Genomic DNA, 14,124 nt, shown 5'->3' with positions numbered 1-14,124 from the left:
CCCCCCCCCCCCCCGCCGCTCCTCCCCCGCCCCCTTTCCGCAACGTTTCCCCGTCCCGACATGTGCTCTTTACCGACCGGCTGAGATGCTGCGTCAGCCATCCCCCGGCCTGCGTTCGCGTGCCGGGGCCGGCACATCAGGCACGGCGTACGAAGGAGCGAGTGGGTTGTTCGAACAGACGGACCGTGACGCGCGCGGAAAGCAGATCCTGGAGGTCTTCGACACGGCGTTCGGCGAGCTGATCACCGCCGACCCGGCCGCGTTCCGCGTCAAGTTCCGCAAAATGGCCGCGTCCGCGTTCGCGTTCTACCGGGGCACCGCGTGCCTGTACTACGCGGACCTCGACGGCGTCCCGAACCCGTTCGTCGACGACCGCACCGGACGCGTGTGGATCCACGGCGACCTGCACGCCGAGAACTTCGGCACGTACCTCAACGCCGACGGCAAGCTCGTTTTCAACGTGAACGACTTCGACGAGGCTTATGTCGGGCCGTTCATCTGGGACGTGCAGCGCTTCGCCGCCAGCCTCGCGCTCATCGGCTACGCCAAGGCGCTCAGCGACGACCTGATCGGCGACCTCGTGGCCGGGTACGCGCGCGCCTACCGCACGCAGATTCTCCTCCTCACCGACGACGCCGCCGGCGCGCAGACCGCCCTGACGCTCAACACCGCCTCCGGCCCGCTCCTGGACGTCCTGCACCGGGCCCGCCTCCAGACCCGCGTCGCGCTGCTCGACGAGCAGACGGTCATCGACGGCTACGACCGCCGCTTCTCGCTCACCGGCGGCGCGTTCGCCCTCGACGAGGCCACGCGCAGGACCGTCCTGGAGGCATTCGGCCGCTACCTGTCGACCACGCCGGAGACCACGCGCTCACGCCCGGACACGTACGAGGTCAAGGACATCGTCGGGCGGCGCGGTGTCGGCATCGGCAGCGCGGGGCTGCCGTCGTACAACCTGCTGATCGAGGGCAACACCGAAGCGCTCGAAAACGACGTCATCCTCTACATGAAGCAGGGCCAGACACCCGCCGCGAGCCGCCACGTCACCGACCCCGAGGTGCGCGCGTACTTCAAGCACGAGGGCCACCGCACGGTCATCTCGCAGCGCGCGCTCCAGGCGCACGCCGACCCGTGGCTCGGCTACACCGACATCGACGGGGTTGGCCAACTCGTCGCCGAGGTCTCGCCGTACGCCAACGACCTCGACTGGTCCTCGCTCAACGAGCCGGACGACATCCGCAGTGTCGTCGAATACCTCGCCCGTGCGACCGCCACGATGCACGCCGCCGCCGACGAGGGCGGCAGCGGCCACTCACTGGTCCCGTTCTCCACCGAACACGCCATCCGCGAGGCGATCGAGCCCGACGAGGAAGCCTTCGTCGCCCACATCGTCGACTTCGCCCACACCTACGCCGCGCGCACCCGCGACGACCACGCCCTCTTCGTCGACCTCTTCCGCAACGGCCGCATCCCGGGGCTGTAAGCGCACCGCAGTTCGCAGTCGACGGGCTCGCCCGTCCGGTGGGTGTCCTCAGCAGAAGAATCCGACGCGGTCGGGCGAGCCGTCACTTCGGCGGTGGTGATTGTCCGCCCTCACCAACTCCCTGCGCCACAACGCCTGAACAGCGCGTCCTCATCACGGGTCGTCGGCAGGCCTCTTCACCGGAGCAGGACTGCCGCTGGTCCGCCCGACCGGCACCGTCTGCAACCACTGCCTCCACCGCGAGCGCCGTTCGGCCTCGGTCCGGAGGACGCGCCTGTCGCGGCTGTCTGACGCGCTCCTTGTCCCCCACGGTCTCCGGCCGGTGGTCAGTTCTTGGCGATCCAAGCGGGCGCTACCTCGTACTCGCGGAATCGCCAACCCGCCGGCGTTCGCACGACCGTGGCGGTCAGTCGCAGGCCGCTTGTCTGGTGGGGTGCCTGACCCTCCCGGTAGAAGTACACGAGCGAGTTGGCCGAGGCGGTCGCCTGGTCGCCGTCGACGTTCACCAGCAGGTCAACGGCCAGGTGTTGGGTGTGCTCCCCCTCGACCTCAGCCCGTCGCATGAAGGCGACGAGTTGGTCGATGCCGCGTATCTCACCGGAGCGCGGCGAGTGACTTGCCACGTCTTCGGCGAAGACGGAGCCCGCATCGTCCCACCTCTTGTCGTCGAGCAGGCGCCCCAGGCGAGTGAACAGGTCGGCGATCTCGATGCGGTCGGCGATCGAGGCATCCGTGGACATGACGGTTCCTTTCGTTGGCGCTACCAACATTGGCATTGCCAACAGTACACACAGATTCATTGGCTGCGCCAACGATGTAGAGTGATCGGCGTGGAAGAGACGCCCGCGCTACTGGCCGCGAAACCGAGTTGGCTGCTCACTCAACTCGCCGTGCACGCCCACCGATTGGCGTCCGACGGTTTCGGCGGCGTGGGCGCGCGCGGGTACCACTACCGGATCCTGGCAGCCCTGGCCGAGTTCGGGGCGTCCAGCCAGGCCGAGCTTGGCCGCCGGAGCAACATGGACCGCAGCGACGTGGTGGCGACGATCAACGAACTCGCCGAACAGGACTTCGTCGAGCGTACGCCGGACCCGGACGACCGAAGGCGCAACATCGTGACCCTCACCAAGGCGGGTCGACGGCAGTTGCGGCGCATGGATCAGGCACTCGACCAGGTGCAGGACGACCTTCTGCGCCCGCTGTCGGCCGACGACAGACAGACCCTGGTCCGCCTGCTCACCGACCTCCTCGCCCACCACCAGCGAGGCTGACCACCACCCCCGAGGTCACCCCTGCTCGAACCTGCTGAACCCGAGGTGATCGCCGGACCTACCGCGGTCGCAGCCCGCGCAGGGCGAGGTCGGCGGCGTCTTCCATGTACGCCTCGTCGAGAGGGCCGGGCGCGAGCAGCAGCCGGTAGTAGATCTGCGCGTAGACGAGCTCGATGGCCCGATAGGGGTCGATGTCCGCCGCAACCTGGCCCTCGTCCTGGGCGCGGCGGATACGCGCGGCGACCTGATCGCTGGTGGGGCCGAGGAGCCGGTTCCACAGCTCGGTGGCGAGGTCCGGGTCATGCAGGGCCTCCCCGATGAGCCACGCGAGCACGGGGAGCGAGTCACCCACCGCGTCCACCCATGCATCCTTGATCATCTGTTTCAGGTCGGCCTCGAAGTCGTCGCTCTGCGCCAGCTCGATGCGCTTGTACAGCCCGGCTTCGAGGCGCTGCGCCCATGCGTCCAAGACCACCGCGCCCTTGGACGGCCACCACCGGTAAATCGTCCGTTTGCCGACGCCCGCGCGGGCCGCGATGCCCTCGATGGTGACTTTCGCCAGGCCGCTTTCACGGGCCATGGCCAAGGCGGTGTCGAGGATCGCGGCAGTGGTCTCCGGGTTGCGGCGAGCCGGGTCGGGCGTGTGTGTCGGAGTCAATGCCACCTCGCTCTTTAGGTCGGCCCCAGACTAGCGCATGGGGAGACGATCCGGTTCGTGTTGACAGCGGTGTTGAACTTGGCTCTACTTTGGGGAGACGATCCGGTTCGTCACGCGATACGGACCGGATCGTATCCTTGAAAGGGACCCTATGAAACCCGCATCCGTACCGTCGGCTGCTCCCCCAACGCCCACGACCCGCTCCCGCAGCCTGGCCCTCGGCGTGATCGCCACCGGAATGCTGATGGTGGTGTTGGACGGCAGCATCGTCACCGTGGCGATGCCCGCCATCCAGAACGACCTGGGCTTCTCCCCCGCCGGCCTGAGTTGGGTCGTCAACGCCTATCTGATCCCGTTCGGCGGCCTACTTCTGCTCGCCGGCCGCCTTGGGGATCTCATCGGCCGCAAAAGGATGTTCATCAGTGGCACGGTGGTGTTCACGGCGGCCTCGCTGCTCGCGGGAGTCGCCGCCAGTCCCGGTGTCCTCATTACCGCACGCTTCCTCCAGGGGATCGGCAGCGCGATGTCCGCCGCGGTAAGCCTCGGCATCCTGGTGACCCTGTTCACCGAGCCCGCGCAACGCGCCCGGGCCATCGCCGTCTTCAGCTTCACCGGCGCCGCCGGGGCGTCGATCGGCCAAGTCCTGGGCGGGATCCTCACCGACACCCTCGACTGGCATTGGATCTTCTGGATCAACCTGCCGATCGGCCTCACCACGGTGGCCATCGCCGTCACCGCCCTCCCCGCTGACCGCGGCGTCGGCCTCTCCGCGGGCGTCGACGTGCTTGGCGCGGCCCTGGTCACCGCGGGGTTGATGCTGTCGATCTACACCGTGGTCAAGGTCGAGGAGTACGGCTGGATCTCCTCCCACACTCTCGGTCTCGGCGCCGCGGGGCTCGCGCTGCTCGCCGGATTCGCCGTACGCCAGGCCACGGCGGCCACCCCGCTCATGCCGCTGCGGATCCTCCGCTCACGCGGTGTCTCCGGCGCCAACCTTGTCCAAATCCTCATGGTGGCCGCGCTGTTCTCCTTCCAGATCCTCGTCGCCCTCTACCTCCAGCAAGTGCTCGGGTACGGAGCGGCCGAGACCGGTCTCGCGATGCTGCCCGCTGCCGCCGTCATCGGCGCCGTCTCGCTTGGGGTCTCCACCCGTCTCAACACCCGCTTCGGCGAATACCGGGTGCTCCTGGCGGGCCAAGTGCTCCTGATCGGGATGCTGGCACTCCTCGCCCGCATCCCGGTACAGAGCAACTACGTGACGGATCTGCTGCCCGTGATGCTGCTCGCTGCCGGATTCGGCCTGGCCTTGCCGGCGCTGACCACGCTCGGCATGTCCGGTGCGGGCGAGGACGACGCGGGCCTGGCATCGGGGCTGTTCAACACCACGCAGCAGGTCGGCATGGCACTCGGGGTCGCGGTCTTGTCCACGCTGGCCGCCTCCCGGACCGAGTCCCTGGAAAAGGCCGGGCGGTCCGCCGATGCCGCGCTGACCGGCGGCTACCACTTGGCCTTCGCGGTCGGCACCGGTCTGCTGGTCGCCGCCTTCGCCATCGCCATCACGGTGCTGCGCCCGGCCGTCCGGACCGGAAAGCCCGAGCACGAGGACAGCGGTCGGCAGACGCCGACAACCCATGACGGCCCGACCGTGACTGTCGGTGCATGACGTCGCAAGGCCGCGCCCCCACGTTCGCATCCACCGGCCCGCGTCGCTCTGGACCACGGTGGCCGACGTCCGCCCCCGTCTGACAGCCGTACTCGGCGTCTCCGGGTGCGCCGACCTTGCACACAACCCGAAATCCCCACGAAGAAGGCAGGGAACCAGTGAACGAAAACGAGCAGTCCTCCCCCGGTGCGGGCCCCGCTCCGCGTGCGCTCACAGATGAGGAGCTTTCGCACCTGCTGGCCGACCGACAGTTCGGCACTCTTGCGGCGGTCCGATCGACCGGTCACCCGCATCTGTCGACGGTCCTCTACAACTGGCATGCGCAGGAGCGGACGATCCGGATCTCCACGACGGTGAACCGTCTGAAAGTTCGCCAGATCAGGCGCGATGCCCGTGTCGCACTGCATGTCCAGGGCCCCGACGTTTGGTCGTTCGCGGTGGCTGAGGGCGACGCGGAGGTGTCGGAGGTGACGACCGTCCCCGGTGACAAGGTCGGCCGCGAACTGCTCGCCCTGATACCCGGTTTCGAAGACCCGGCACAGGAAGACGCGTTTCTGAGGCAGATGGTGGCCGACCGTCGCGTCGTGATCCGGATTCGGGTCAGCCGGCTCTACGGGACAGCACTCGACGTGGGCTGACGTGCGTGATTGAGGTGGTGGGCGTGGCCGGAGTGCGGGCTTCCAGCGGTGGTTCAGGCGCCTGTTCAGGTTCCTCGGCCACAGCGTACTGACCGCATCTGGAACAGGGACCGCAGACGGAGTCCACGACCTCAGGCCGGTCCGGACGACGCGGACCACGAGGTCCCGGTGACTGCGGCATAGTCGTTCGGCCTGAGTCGAACATGCATTTGCCTCATGGAAACACGTGTTTGGCAGTGTCGACCGACACCCTGCTCGGCTTCCGCCGAGTCGGGTGTTCGTCGTTTCCCCAGGTCTGTTTCCGTCGATCGCGTCCTTCGACGATCGCCTCCTCGTGCCGGGGTCGGTCGCGGTCGCGCTCCGACCCTGGTGCGCACCCCCGCGACCATCTCCGCGGCGGCGCATCGCCGCAGCCCTTGGACGCGTGCGGCTTGTCCGGTGCCCGCGATCGACCGCGGTGCGGATCGTGTTTGGCCAACAGCGCTTCAACGTCATGACAATTGGCCTCGGAGGGCCCGACCACGAGGGGCAGCCGACCCGGTCCTCCCCTGCTCCGTTCCGCGAGCGATTCGATTCCTCCCGCCTGAAAGCGGGAGATTTCTCGGAGGTTTCCGATGACAGCCAAGTACGACGTCAAGCGAGAGTTGAAGACGTGCTACTCGCCGAAGAACACCGACTGGGAGGTCGTCGACGTCCCCGAGCTGCGATACCTCGCCATCGACGGGCACGGCGACCCGAACACCAGCGCCGCGTACCGCCATGCGGTCGAAGCGCTCTACGCGACCGCGTACACCCTCAAGTTCGCAAGCAAACGCGATCTCGGCAAGGACTACGTCGTGGGTCCGCTTGAGGGACTGTGGTGGGCCGACGACATGGGCGACTTCCTGGCCAGGCGCAAGGACAACTGGCAGTGGAAACTGCTCATCCACGTCCCCGACTGGATCACCGCCGACATGATCGACAGCGCCGAACAGGCCGCGCTGACCAAGAAGGAGCTTCCGGCCATCGCGGACATCCGGACGGAGACCCTGCACGAGGGCACCAGCGCCCAGGTCCTCCACATCGGTTCCTACGACGACGAGACACCGATCCTGGCCAGGCTGCACGACGACTACCTCCCCGCGAGCAACCTGCGGGAGACGGGGCCGCACCACGAGATCTACCTCAGCGACCCACGCAGGACCGCACCCGCGAAACTCAAAACGATCCTGCGGCAACCTGTGGAAGCCAAACCGGTCGAGTGACCCCGGCGTTCACTTCTCCGTCTCGGCCGGCAAACTTCGCGGCGGGTTTCGCCGCCGCGCGCTCGCGGGTATCTGCGCGGCTTCGGCGTCGGCCGTGGTCCTGGGCACCCGATGGCTGTCCGGCCGGGTGCCGAACGGCACTCACGGCGGGCCGTCAGGAACCGAGCAACGCATCTCGCAGGAAACGACTGTAGGTCGTGGCCGATAGGGCCGCGCAGGCGTCTCGGGCGGCCGTGGCTCGGTTCAATGCCTGGTCATATGTCTTCTGTGCCTGTTGCAGAGCATCCTCGGCCGTTTGCACCGCCGCGTCCACGCGAACGGTTTCCCGCACCCCAGTCCGGTGCCGGGCTTGTTGGGTGGTGTCGAACTCTGCTTCCAGAGCGGTCAGTTCAGCCAACGCCGTGGCGCGGATCCGAGCCGCTTCGCGGGCCAGGCCGATGCGTTGGCCGGCGCGTTTTCGGTGGAGTTCCTGAGCCACCTGGTACGGCAGCGTGGCCGGGAGCCTCAGGCGTAGGTCTTCGACTATCTCGTCGCGCCACTCTTGGAGCCGGCGGGCGAGTGCGGGGCTCATGCCGTCGACGCGGACGGTACGGCCCGGGCGCGACAGTGTTGCCTGGGCCCGCAAGTGCGGCGAGGTCGGTACGGCCGAGGTGACTCGTACGAAGTCCGCTGCGGTGAGGATCCCTTCGCGGCCGAGCTGCGTCACGAGGCGGGAACCGAGCAGATCGGCCGGAAGGGCGTTGTCGGCCAGGCCGTCGCGCAGTGCTCGGTCGTGGAGATCGCGCAGGGCCTGCGCCTCCTCCCGGGGCCCCGATGCCTCAAGCAACTCGCGGCGCTGCTCGACGGATTCGAGGGCGTCGGCGAGGCGCTTGCCGAGGGCGTCGCAGTCTTGGGCGTGCCGGACCCGGAGCGCCTCGGCTTCGGCGAGCTGTGCGGTGGCGAAGTCGGCGCGGGCCTGGTGGACGGTTTGCAACGACGCTTCGCAGTCGCCGAGTTGCCGCAACGCGTCCATGACGGCGTCGCCGGCTTGTTCGCGTTCGGCGTTGGCGTCCTCGTAGCGGCGCACCTCGGGGGTGGCGGAATATGCGCGGCGTAGCCGGCGGTGCATAAGGCCGGCCACGGCCGCCGTCGTGCCGAATGCGGCGAGGGCACCGATCAGAAGTAACAGGGGCGGCCCGGCGCCGACCGCGATCGTTGCTGTGCACGTGCCGGCTGCGGCGGTGAGGGCAAGCACGGCGGCGAGTGAGAGACGGGCCGTCCAGCGGGTCCGGCGGGAGAGGGACGAGAAACCGCCCGAAGGATGGGCGTGTGGTTGGGGTTGCCCACCGTGCCGAGGGTGGAGGGGTGGCGCCGAGTGGGGTGCCGCCTGAGGGTGTGCCTGCGACTGGGCCTGGGCTGAGGGCTGTCCCGGGGTCGACGGCCGAGCCTGGTTGGACGGTCGAGTCCGGCTCGACGACCGGGTGTGCGCCCCCGATTGCCGTTCGGGAGGCGGCGTACTCGTTTGCCTCGGCACCCGGTGCGCAGACGAGGGCGGAACGGACGTCCCGGCATTCGGGGTCGTGCCCCGCCCGACTCCGGCGGGAAACGCGTTCACGGGCCGGGCGGGATCCGTCGAGGCCGGGGACGGTGCGGACTGCGTCCCCCGAACCAGCGGCGGAGCTTGCGGCGCGGGGGTTGACCGGGCCGGATCCGTCGCGGGTGGGGGCGGTACAAACTGGGTTCCCGGAACGGACGACGGCGGAGCTTGCGACGCGGGGGGCGTCCTCCCGTGCGCACCCGCCGCGCCTGCTGCACCTTTCGGCGCGACGCGCGCCCCCGCCCCCAAATCCCGTACCGACCTCGCCGCCTCCGCGAGCCAGTCGGGCAGCCCCTGCCCGGCCTCGCGCCCCGCGCCCGCGACCGGCTCGCCCAGCTTCCCGACCTCGTCGACCGGCTGCCCGGCCCAGTACGCCAACCGCGCGAATTCGCCCGCGAGTTCAGGGCACGTGCCGGACACCACCGCGAAACGCTCGGACGCCGCCGGTGCCGCCAGGTCCTCGGCCCTCAGCAGCAGGTGCTCGCCGCCCCCCTCGTGGTACGTCTCCCACAGCCACGGTTCGCGGGCGAGCACGCGCAGGCTCAGGTGGATCACGTGCGCGGAGAACCTGTCGAGGCCGGGGCCGAAGTCGGCGGGTCCGCGCCCGGGGTGCTGGTAGTTGCGGTGGCCGTGTTCGGCGGGGCCGAGGCCCGCGAGGGTGGGGACGTACATACCGTCGTAGTCGATGAGCCGCAGCACGCCGTCGCGTCCGACCACGATGTTGCCGTGCTGTAGGTCGCCGTGCGCGACGCCGCTGCGTTCCAGGTCGCCCACCGCGACGGCGAACTGGTCTGCCAAAGCCTCGATCGCCGCACGGTCGCCGAGGTGCTCCTCCAGCCACGGGACCAATCCGCTGCCGTCGACCCACTCCATCAGCACAATCGGATACCAGTGCCCGTGCACCAGCACCCCGCGCGGCACGTACTCGACATCGACGCGCCACCTCCCTCGCGCCGTGCGCACCGCCTCGGCGATGGCCTGGTAGCGGCGCAGACGGTCGGGCACCGCGCGCGTGAAGCATTTGACGGCATACTCGCGCCCGCCCGCGCCGCCCACACCGGTGACCCGGAAAACGCTGCCGAAGTTGCCCGAGACCACGCGCGGCATGCGCAGCGGGCCCATCGCGACGAAGCCGCGCGCGAGGGTCGGATGCTCGAAACACGTGGCCGTGTCGCGCAGGGCCTCGCTGTAGTCGGCGCCTGTCGGGTACGGCCTGCCCCCGACGCCCGCACTTGTCACCTTTGCCACGGTCCCGCCCCGGACATCCCGACCGACCTCCCCTTGCCTCTGCTTCCCGGCTCCCTTGTCCGCTACCCGGCCTGCGTCCCTCCCCTCCGGCACGTGCCGGTCAGCGCGGCTCGATGCGGATGAGCGTCACGTCGTCGTTGGGCAACTCCCCTGACTCGCGCTGTCGTTCGACCCACCTGGCCAGGTCCTTCGGGGACGCTGAGTCGAGCGCGCGCAGCGCCGCCCACGGTTTGCCGCCGCGTTCGACCTGGCGCAGAAACCACGCGGCCATCGCATCGGTCGCGAGGTAGAAGAGGTCGCCGTGCAGCCAGCGTCCGTGCACGCACCGGGCCCGGGCGGCGACGGCTCTTTCGTCCTGGCCGCCGCTCGCGGCCAGCGCCGGGGTGTTGTCGAAGTCCGCCGCACGCTCGACCGGAAAAGCGACGCGCAGCCTGTCGCCCCGGACGTGGAACAGGCACGAGTCGCCCAACGCCGCCGCCGACCAAGTCCCGCACGCGGGAGCCCAGCGGTGCGCCGCGAAGTGCGCGACCACCAGCGTCGCGTGGGCGCCGCGTTCGAATCCCGGGCGCTCGTACCACGCCAGGGGTCGGCCGCGTGCCTCGCGCATGCGTTCGTAGCGGCGCATCAGTTCCGGCCAGCGGTCTGCCGCGTGTGCGACGAGTTGGGCGAAGTCGCCTTCGCTGCGCAGGAGTCCGGTGGGTGCGGCGCCGGCGCGGCGCACCAGCACCTCCGCCCAGCGCCGGGCCAGCAGGCTGCTGGAGGCGCCATCGGACACCGCCGCGCGCACGGTCGCGACCCGGCCCACCTCGCCGCGTCGGCATGCGGGGCCGGGCGGCGGCAGCATGCTGCGCCCGCCCTCTGCCACGGAGCTGCTGCCGATCCAGGCGGCGTCCTCGTATTCGTGCGGTTCGGCGCCGCCCTTGTGGAGCGCGTGCACGGTGACGTGGGCGCGCACGACCGTTACCGCAGGTCCGTGGCGCGCGTGCCGATGTCGAGGAACTGCACGACGGCGGAAAGGTCGGCGTTGAAGACGAAACCCTTGGCGGAATCCGTCACGTCGTGGCCTTGTTCGGTGGCGTACGCGCGCATTCCCGGCGGGAGTTCGCTCGACATCGTGGAGAGCAGCCGTGCGTACTGGTCGGGCAGGGGGTCGTGGGGGCCGGGGAACTCGATCGGGTCGGCGCGGTTGCTGGATATGTGCAGATTGAACAGCAGCGCCTCGCCATCGCCGGTGACGTGGTAGCGCAACCGGGTCGCCGGGTCGGCCGGGTTGCCGTCCGTGGACTCGCCGTCGGTGAGGTTGAGCACGATCGGCGGGAACCCGTCGGGATGTGTGTCGACCCACCCCTGCACGAGCTTCGCCGCGCCGCCCAGCGCCTGGCACATGGGGGTGCCGCCGGACGCGACCGGCTCGACCCACACGGGGAATTCGATGGTGCGCTCGACGAGGCCGCCGGCGCCGTCGGAGGTCTTCTTGACCCGGGGTTCGAAGCGTGCGGGGTGCGCGACGATCTCGCTCAGCGGCACGATGTCGCGGCCGGCGAGTGCCCCTGACAGAGCGGGCCGCACGACGTGGCCGTAGCCGATGACCGCGATGTGGAAGTAGTCGCGCACGCCTTCTTCCTTGGCGCAGCGCACGGACAGTTCGAAAAGCAGCCGGTTCAGCGAGTCGGCGACGACGTCGGCCTTGCGCAGCGGCGGGTCGGTGTCGGCGCGGTCGCCACCGGGCGCGCGGCCGATCGGGTCGTCCATCGAACTCGACTGGTCGATCAGGAAGATCAGGCATCCAGGGTGCGCACGGCTGATCTCGGCGGTGTACGGCATGCTGCGTCCCCTTGCGTCCCTGGCCCTGTGGGCGTGGAGTGCTTCGGCGCGACCAGGCTAGGGACGCAGGCTCCCGGGCGTCCAAGGGTGTTACCTCAATCGAGTGGCCTTCGCTCGCACCGGCGTTCGATCCGGTGCCGCGCGCGGTCACATCGCGGCGATGGGGTTGCCGATGTCGACGTACACCGTGCGGTTCGTCTGCGGCGCGGCGGGTGCCGCAAGGCCTGTGACACGTGTCCGGAGGTTCGCCTTGCAGCGCAGGGTCGGCGCGTCGAGCAGCGTCGTGACCAACGCGCCGGCGGTCCCCGGGGCGAGAGCCTGCCCCTGCGAGCCGACCCGCCGGTGTTCCGCGCGCAGACGCGTCAGGAAGGCCCGCACGTGCCCCAACAGACTTGTTTCGTCGGCGAGTTGCTGCGCACCCATGGCGCCGACGACGCCCAGCATGTTGTTGACGCCGATGCAATAGCCGAGGCGTTCGTCGACGACCTCGTCGGTGGACCACGTGGCGGCGTCCTCGCGGACCTCGGCGGGCAGCCAGTGCGCGAGCGGCGTGCCGCGCGCAGCCGAGAAGTGGTAGCCCTGGTTGCCGCGGTAGCGCCCGCCGATGGGCCAGCCGTCGCCGTCGAGGACGACGAGGGTGTTCTGCTGGTGCGCCTCCAGGCCGAGGCCGTATTCCGCGTACAGCCACAGCACGGGGGCCACGACGACGTCGAGGTAGCGGCGCAGCCAGGTGTCGGCGACCTCGGCCAGCGGCCGGCCGGTGTGCAGGGCGAGGTGGCGGATCGTCCGGCCGAGAAGCGACCGCCCGCCGGGCAGGTCGGGCCGCGCGGCGGTCAGGCCGGCGACGCACTGGACGCGGTCGCGCGGGCCGAACGGGTTGTCGCGCACGACGAGTTCGAGGCCGCTTTCGCACGTGCTGCCGGGCGCGCGCAGGGTGAGCCAGCCCAGGTCGCGCACGACGTCGAAGCCGGGGTGCGCGCCGTGCAGGACACGCTTGAGCCCGGCGTCGAGCACGCGGTGCACGGCCAGGCCCCGGCGCATCTCGGAACGCAGGTTCTCGCGGCGGGAGTCGGCGATCTCGGCACCGAGCGAGGTCTTGAGCATGACGGGGGCGTCCGCGCGGTAGAGCGTGCGGACCGACGACGTCGGCGACCACGCGGGGCCGGCGGGGCCGAGGTCGTGCAGGAGGCCCGCCTCCAGCAGCGCCCGAACGCCGGGGCGCCGGCGTGCGTCGCGGGCCTGCCAGGGGTGGGCGGGGAAGACGACAGTGCCGGGCGGGCGTTCGAGAGACGGCCCGGCGAGGGCGGCGAAGATGTGCGGGAGGGGGCCGAGCAAGTCCTCGTCGAGTTGCACGACATCGGGGTCCGCGGCGAACCAGTGCAGCGGGAAACGCCCGCGCAGCTCCGGGGAGAACCGTTTTGCCTCGTCGTCGGCAACGCCTTGTCGGCTGTGCGGTGTGGGGTGGAACGGGTGCCCCAGCACGAGCGCCTGCTCGGCTTCCAGGAACGGGGAGGGCGCGGCCGGTTCGAGGTTCGAGGGGTCGTCCTCGTCGGCCGGCACGCCGCCGCGCGCGATGTACGCCGCGGCTTCGGCCCGCCGGGCGGCGAGGTGTCCGGCGGTACGCGCGACCGAGTCGGCGACGCGCGCGGCGAACTCCGCGGCCACTTCGGGGGGCAGCCCGGCGCACAGCAGCCGGGCGAGCGTGGCGGCGTCGAGGGGGCCGCCGTCGGGGGTGGTCACCTGGCCGAACCGGTGCCACCCGGTGGGCGAGCGGTAGGCCAGCGGGACGTCGACGACCGGACCGGCGTCGGCGAGTGCCACACGTACCGACGGCTGTTCGCCGCTCGGGGAGATGTCGCGTACCGCGACGCCGTTTTCGCGCAGCAGGCAGCGCAGCAGCGCCTCGACGGCGGCATGGTCGGCTGCTTCGGCGGTGTCGGTGGGCGGTCCGTCGGCATCGGGTTGCGGCGGGAATGTCGGCGAGTCGGGACGCGGGCGTGCGACGCGCGCCGGGACCTGACCGGACAGCGACATGGACGGACCTCCCCCTGGTCGACAACGGCCGTGCGGTGGGGCGGTGTTCGGCGACGTACCCGGCCGCCGGCGCCGGCGCGCCGAAGCGAGTCCGTCACCGGTGGTTCGAAGAACGGTAACCCATACGTCAGGGAACCACCCGCGCCGGGCGGCCGTCCCCTTCAACGATCTGCGGACCTGATCGGTTCCGCCTCGGGTGGGTCGCTACCATACGGAGCGCTTCTGCCGGGGTACGGGACACCGATCCGATACACCGTCAGATGGCCGGAATGGGGGGAGCTGTTCCGCCGCTGTGCGCCGGTCGAGGGGGGAGCCTTACGACAGCGCACGGGTCGACCCGTCACGGCCGAAATCGTTGCACCGCCCGGCTGCGCGGCATCAGGCCGGGCTGCCTTCCCATGGCTCGGACGGAGACGACATGAACGCGTACTGGGGTCACCAACGACGGGGGCACGGCCACCCGCCGCACATGCCTCCGGGGATGC

11 protein-coding genes are annotated in these 14,124 nt (G+C 70.3%); 5 read left to right on the top strand and 6 right to left on the bottom strand.

Going from position 1 to position 14,124, the window contains the following annotated elements; genetic code table 11:
- Positions 1 to 166: 166 nt before the first annotated feature.
- Complete coding sequence (locus tag ACRX5W_RS31340; protein ID WP_436791773.1) at positions 167 to 1,483, top strand: DUF2252 domain-containing protein; 1,317 nt, start codon at positions 167 to 169, stop codon at positions 1,481 to 1,483.
- 326 nt (positions 1,484 to 1,809) lie between these two features.
- On the opposite strand, the gene ACRX5W_RS31335 is transcribed toward ACRX5W_RS31340, so the two are convergent.
- A complete protein-coding gene (locus ACRX5W_RS31335; RefSeq protein ID WP_436791772.1) occupies positions 1,810 to 2,223 on the bottom strand; it encodes a nuclear transport factor 2 family protein in 414 nt (137 codons plus the stop codon).
- A gap of 90 nt (positions 2,224 to 2,313) precedes the next feature.
- Here ACRX5W_RS31335 and ACRX5W_RS31330 point away from each other — a divergent pair, with 90 nt between their 5' ends.
- Positions 2,314 to 2,754, top strand: a complete 441-nt coding sequence (locus ACRX5W_RS31330) for a MarR family winged helix-turn-helix transcriptional regulator (RefSeq protein ID WP_436791771.1) — start codon at positions 2,314 to 2,316, stop codon at positions 2,752 to 2,754.
- A 58-nt stretch (positions 2,755 to 2,812) separates the two neighbouring features.
- Here the strand turns inward: ACRX5W_RS31330 and ACRX5W_RS31325 are convergent, their stop codons facing one another.
- Positions 2,813 to 3,418, bottom strand: a complete 606-nt coding sequence (locus ACRX5W_RS31325) for a TetR/AcrR family transcriptional regulator (protein ID WP_436791770.1) — start codon at positions 3,416 to 3,418, stop codon at positions 2,813 to 2,815.
- 145 nt (positions 3,419 to 3,563) lie between these two features.
- Between ACRX5W_RS31325 and ACRX5W_RS31320 the strand changes: the two genes are divergently transcribed.
- The 3 genes from ACRX5W_RS31320 to ACRX5W_RS31310 all read left to right on the top strand — a co-directional run bounded on the left by ACRX5W_RS31320 (position 3,564) and on the right by ACRX5W_RS31310 (position 6,957).
- The gene (locus tag ACRX5W_RS31320; RefSeq protein ID WP_436791769.1) at positions 3,564 to 5,075 is read left to right on the top strand and encodes an MFS transporter; all 1,512 of its coding nucleotides are present in this window, start codon (positions 3,564 to 3,566) and stop codon (positions 5,073 to 5,075) included.
- A 158-nt stretch (positions 5,076 to 5,233) separates the two neighbouring features.
- A complete protein-coding gene (locus ACRX5W_RS31315; RefSeq protein WP_436791768.1) occupies positions 5,234 to 5,713 on the top strand; it encodes a TIGR03618 family F420-dependent PPOX class oxidoreductase in 480 nt (159 codons plus the stop codon).
- 614 nt (positions 5,714 to 6,327) lie between these two features.
- Positions 6,328 to 6,957: a GyrI-like domain-containing protein gene (locus tag ACRX5W_RS31310; protein ID WP_436791767.1), complete on the top strand. Its 630-nt coding sequence runs from the start codon at positions 6,328 to 6,330 to the stop codon at positions 6,955 to 6,957.
- Between the two features lie 154 nt (positions 6,958 to 7,111).
- Here the strand turns inward: ACRX5W_RS31310 and ACRX5W_RS31305 are convergent, their stop codons facing one another.
- The 4 genes from ACRX5W_RS31305 to ACRX5W_RS31290 all read right to left on the bottom strand — a co-directional run bounded on the left by ACRX5W_RS31305 (position 7,112) and on the right by ACRX5W_RS31290 (position 13,639).
- Entirely contained in the window at positions 7,112 to 9,781 is a 2,670-nt protein-coding gene (locus tag ACRX5W_RS31305) for a hypothetical protein (protein WP_436791766.1), read from the bottom strand.
- Positions 9,782 to 9,881: 100 nt separating this feature from the next.
- Complete coding sequence (locus tag ACRX5W_RS31300) at positions 9,882 to 10,736, bottom strand: hypothetical protein (protein ID WP_436791765.1); 855 nt, start codon at positions 10,734 to 10,736, stop codon at positions 9,882 to 9,884.
- 5 nt (positions 10,737 to 10,741) lie between these two features.
- Entirely contained in the window at positions 10,742 to 11,605 is an 864-nt protein-coding gene (locus ACRX5W_RS31295) for a VWA domain-containing protein (protein ID WP_436791764.1), read from the bottom strand.
- A 147-nt stretch (positions 11,606 to 11,752) separates the two neighbouring features.
- A complete protein-coding gene (locus ACRX5W_RS31290; RefSeq protein ID WP_436791763.1) occupies positions 11,753 to 13,639 on the bottom strand; it encodes an IucA/IucC family protein in 1,887 nt (628 codons plus the stop codon).
- Positions 13,640 to 14,124 lie beyond the last annotated feature (485 nt).

Source organism: Yinghuangia sp. YIM S10712 (assembly GCF_051388935.1).
Lineage (GTDB): Bacteria > Actinomycetota > Actinomycetes > Streptomycetales > Streptomycetaceae > Yinghuangia.
Note: the sequence above shows the minus strand (reverse complement) of the source record. Positions and strands in the feature narration are given on the sequence as shown.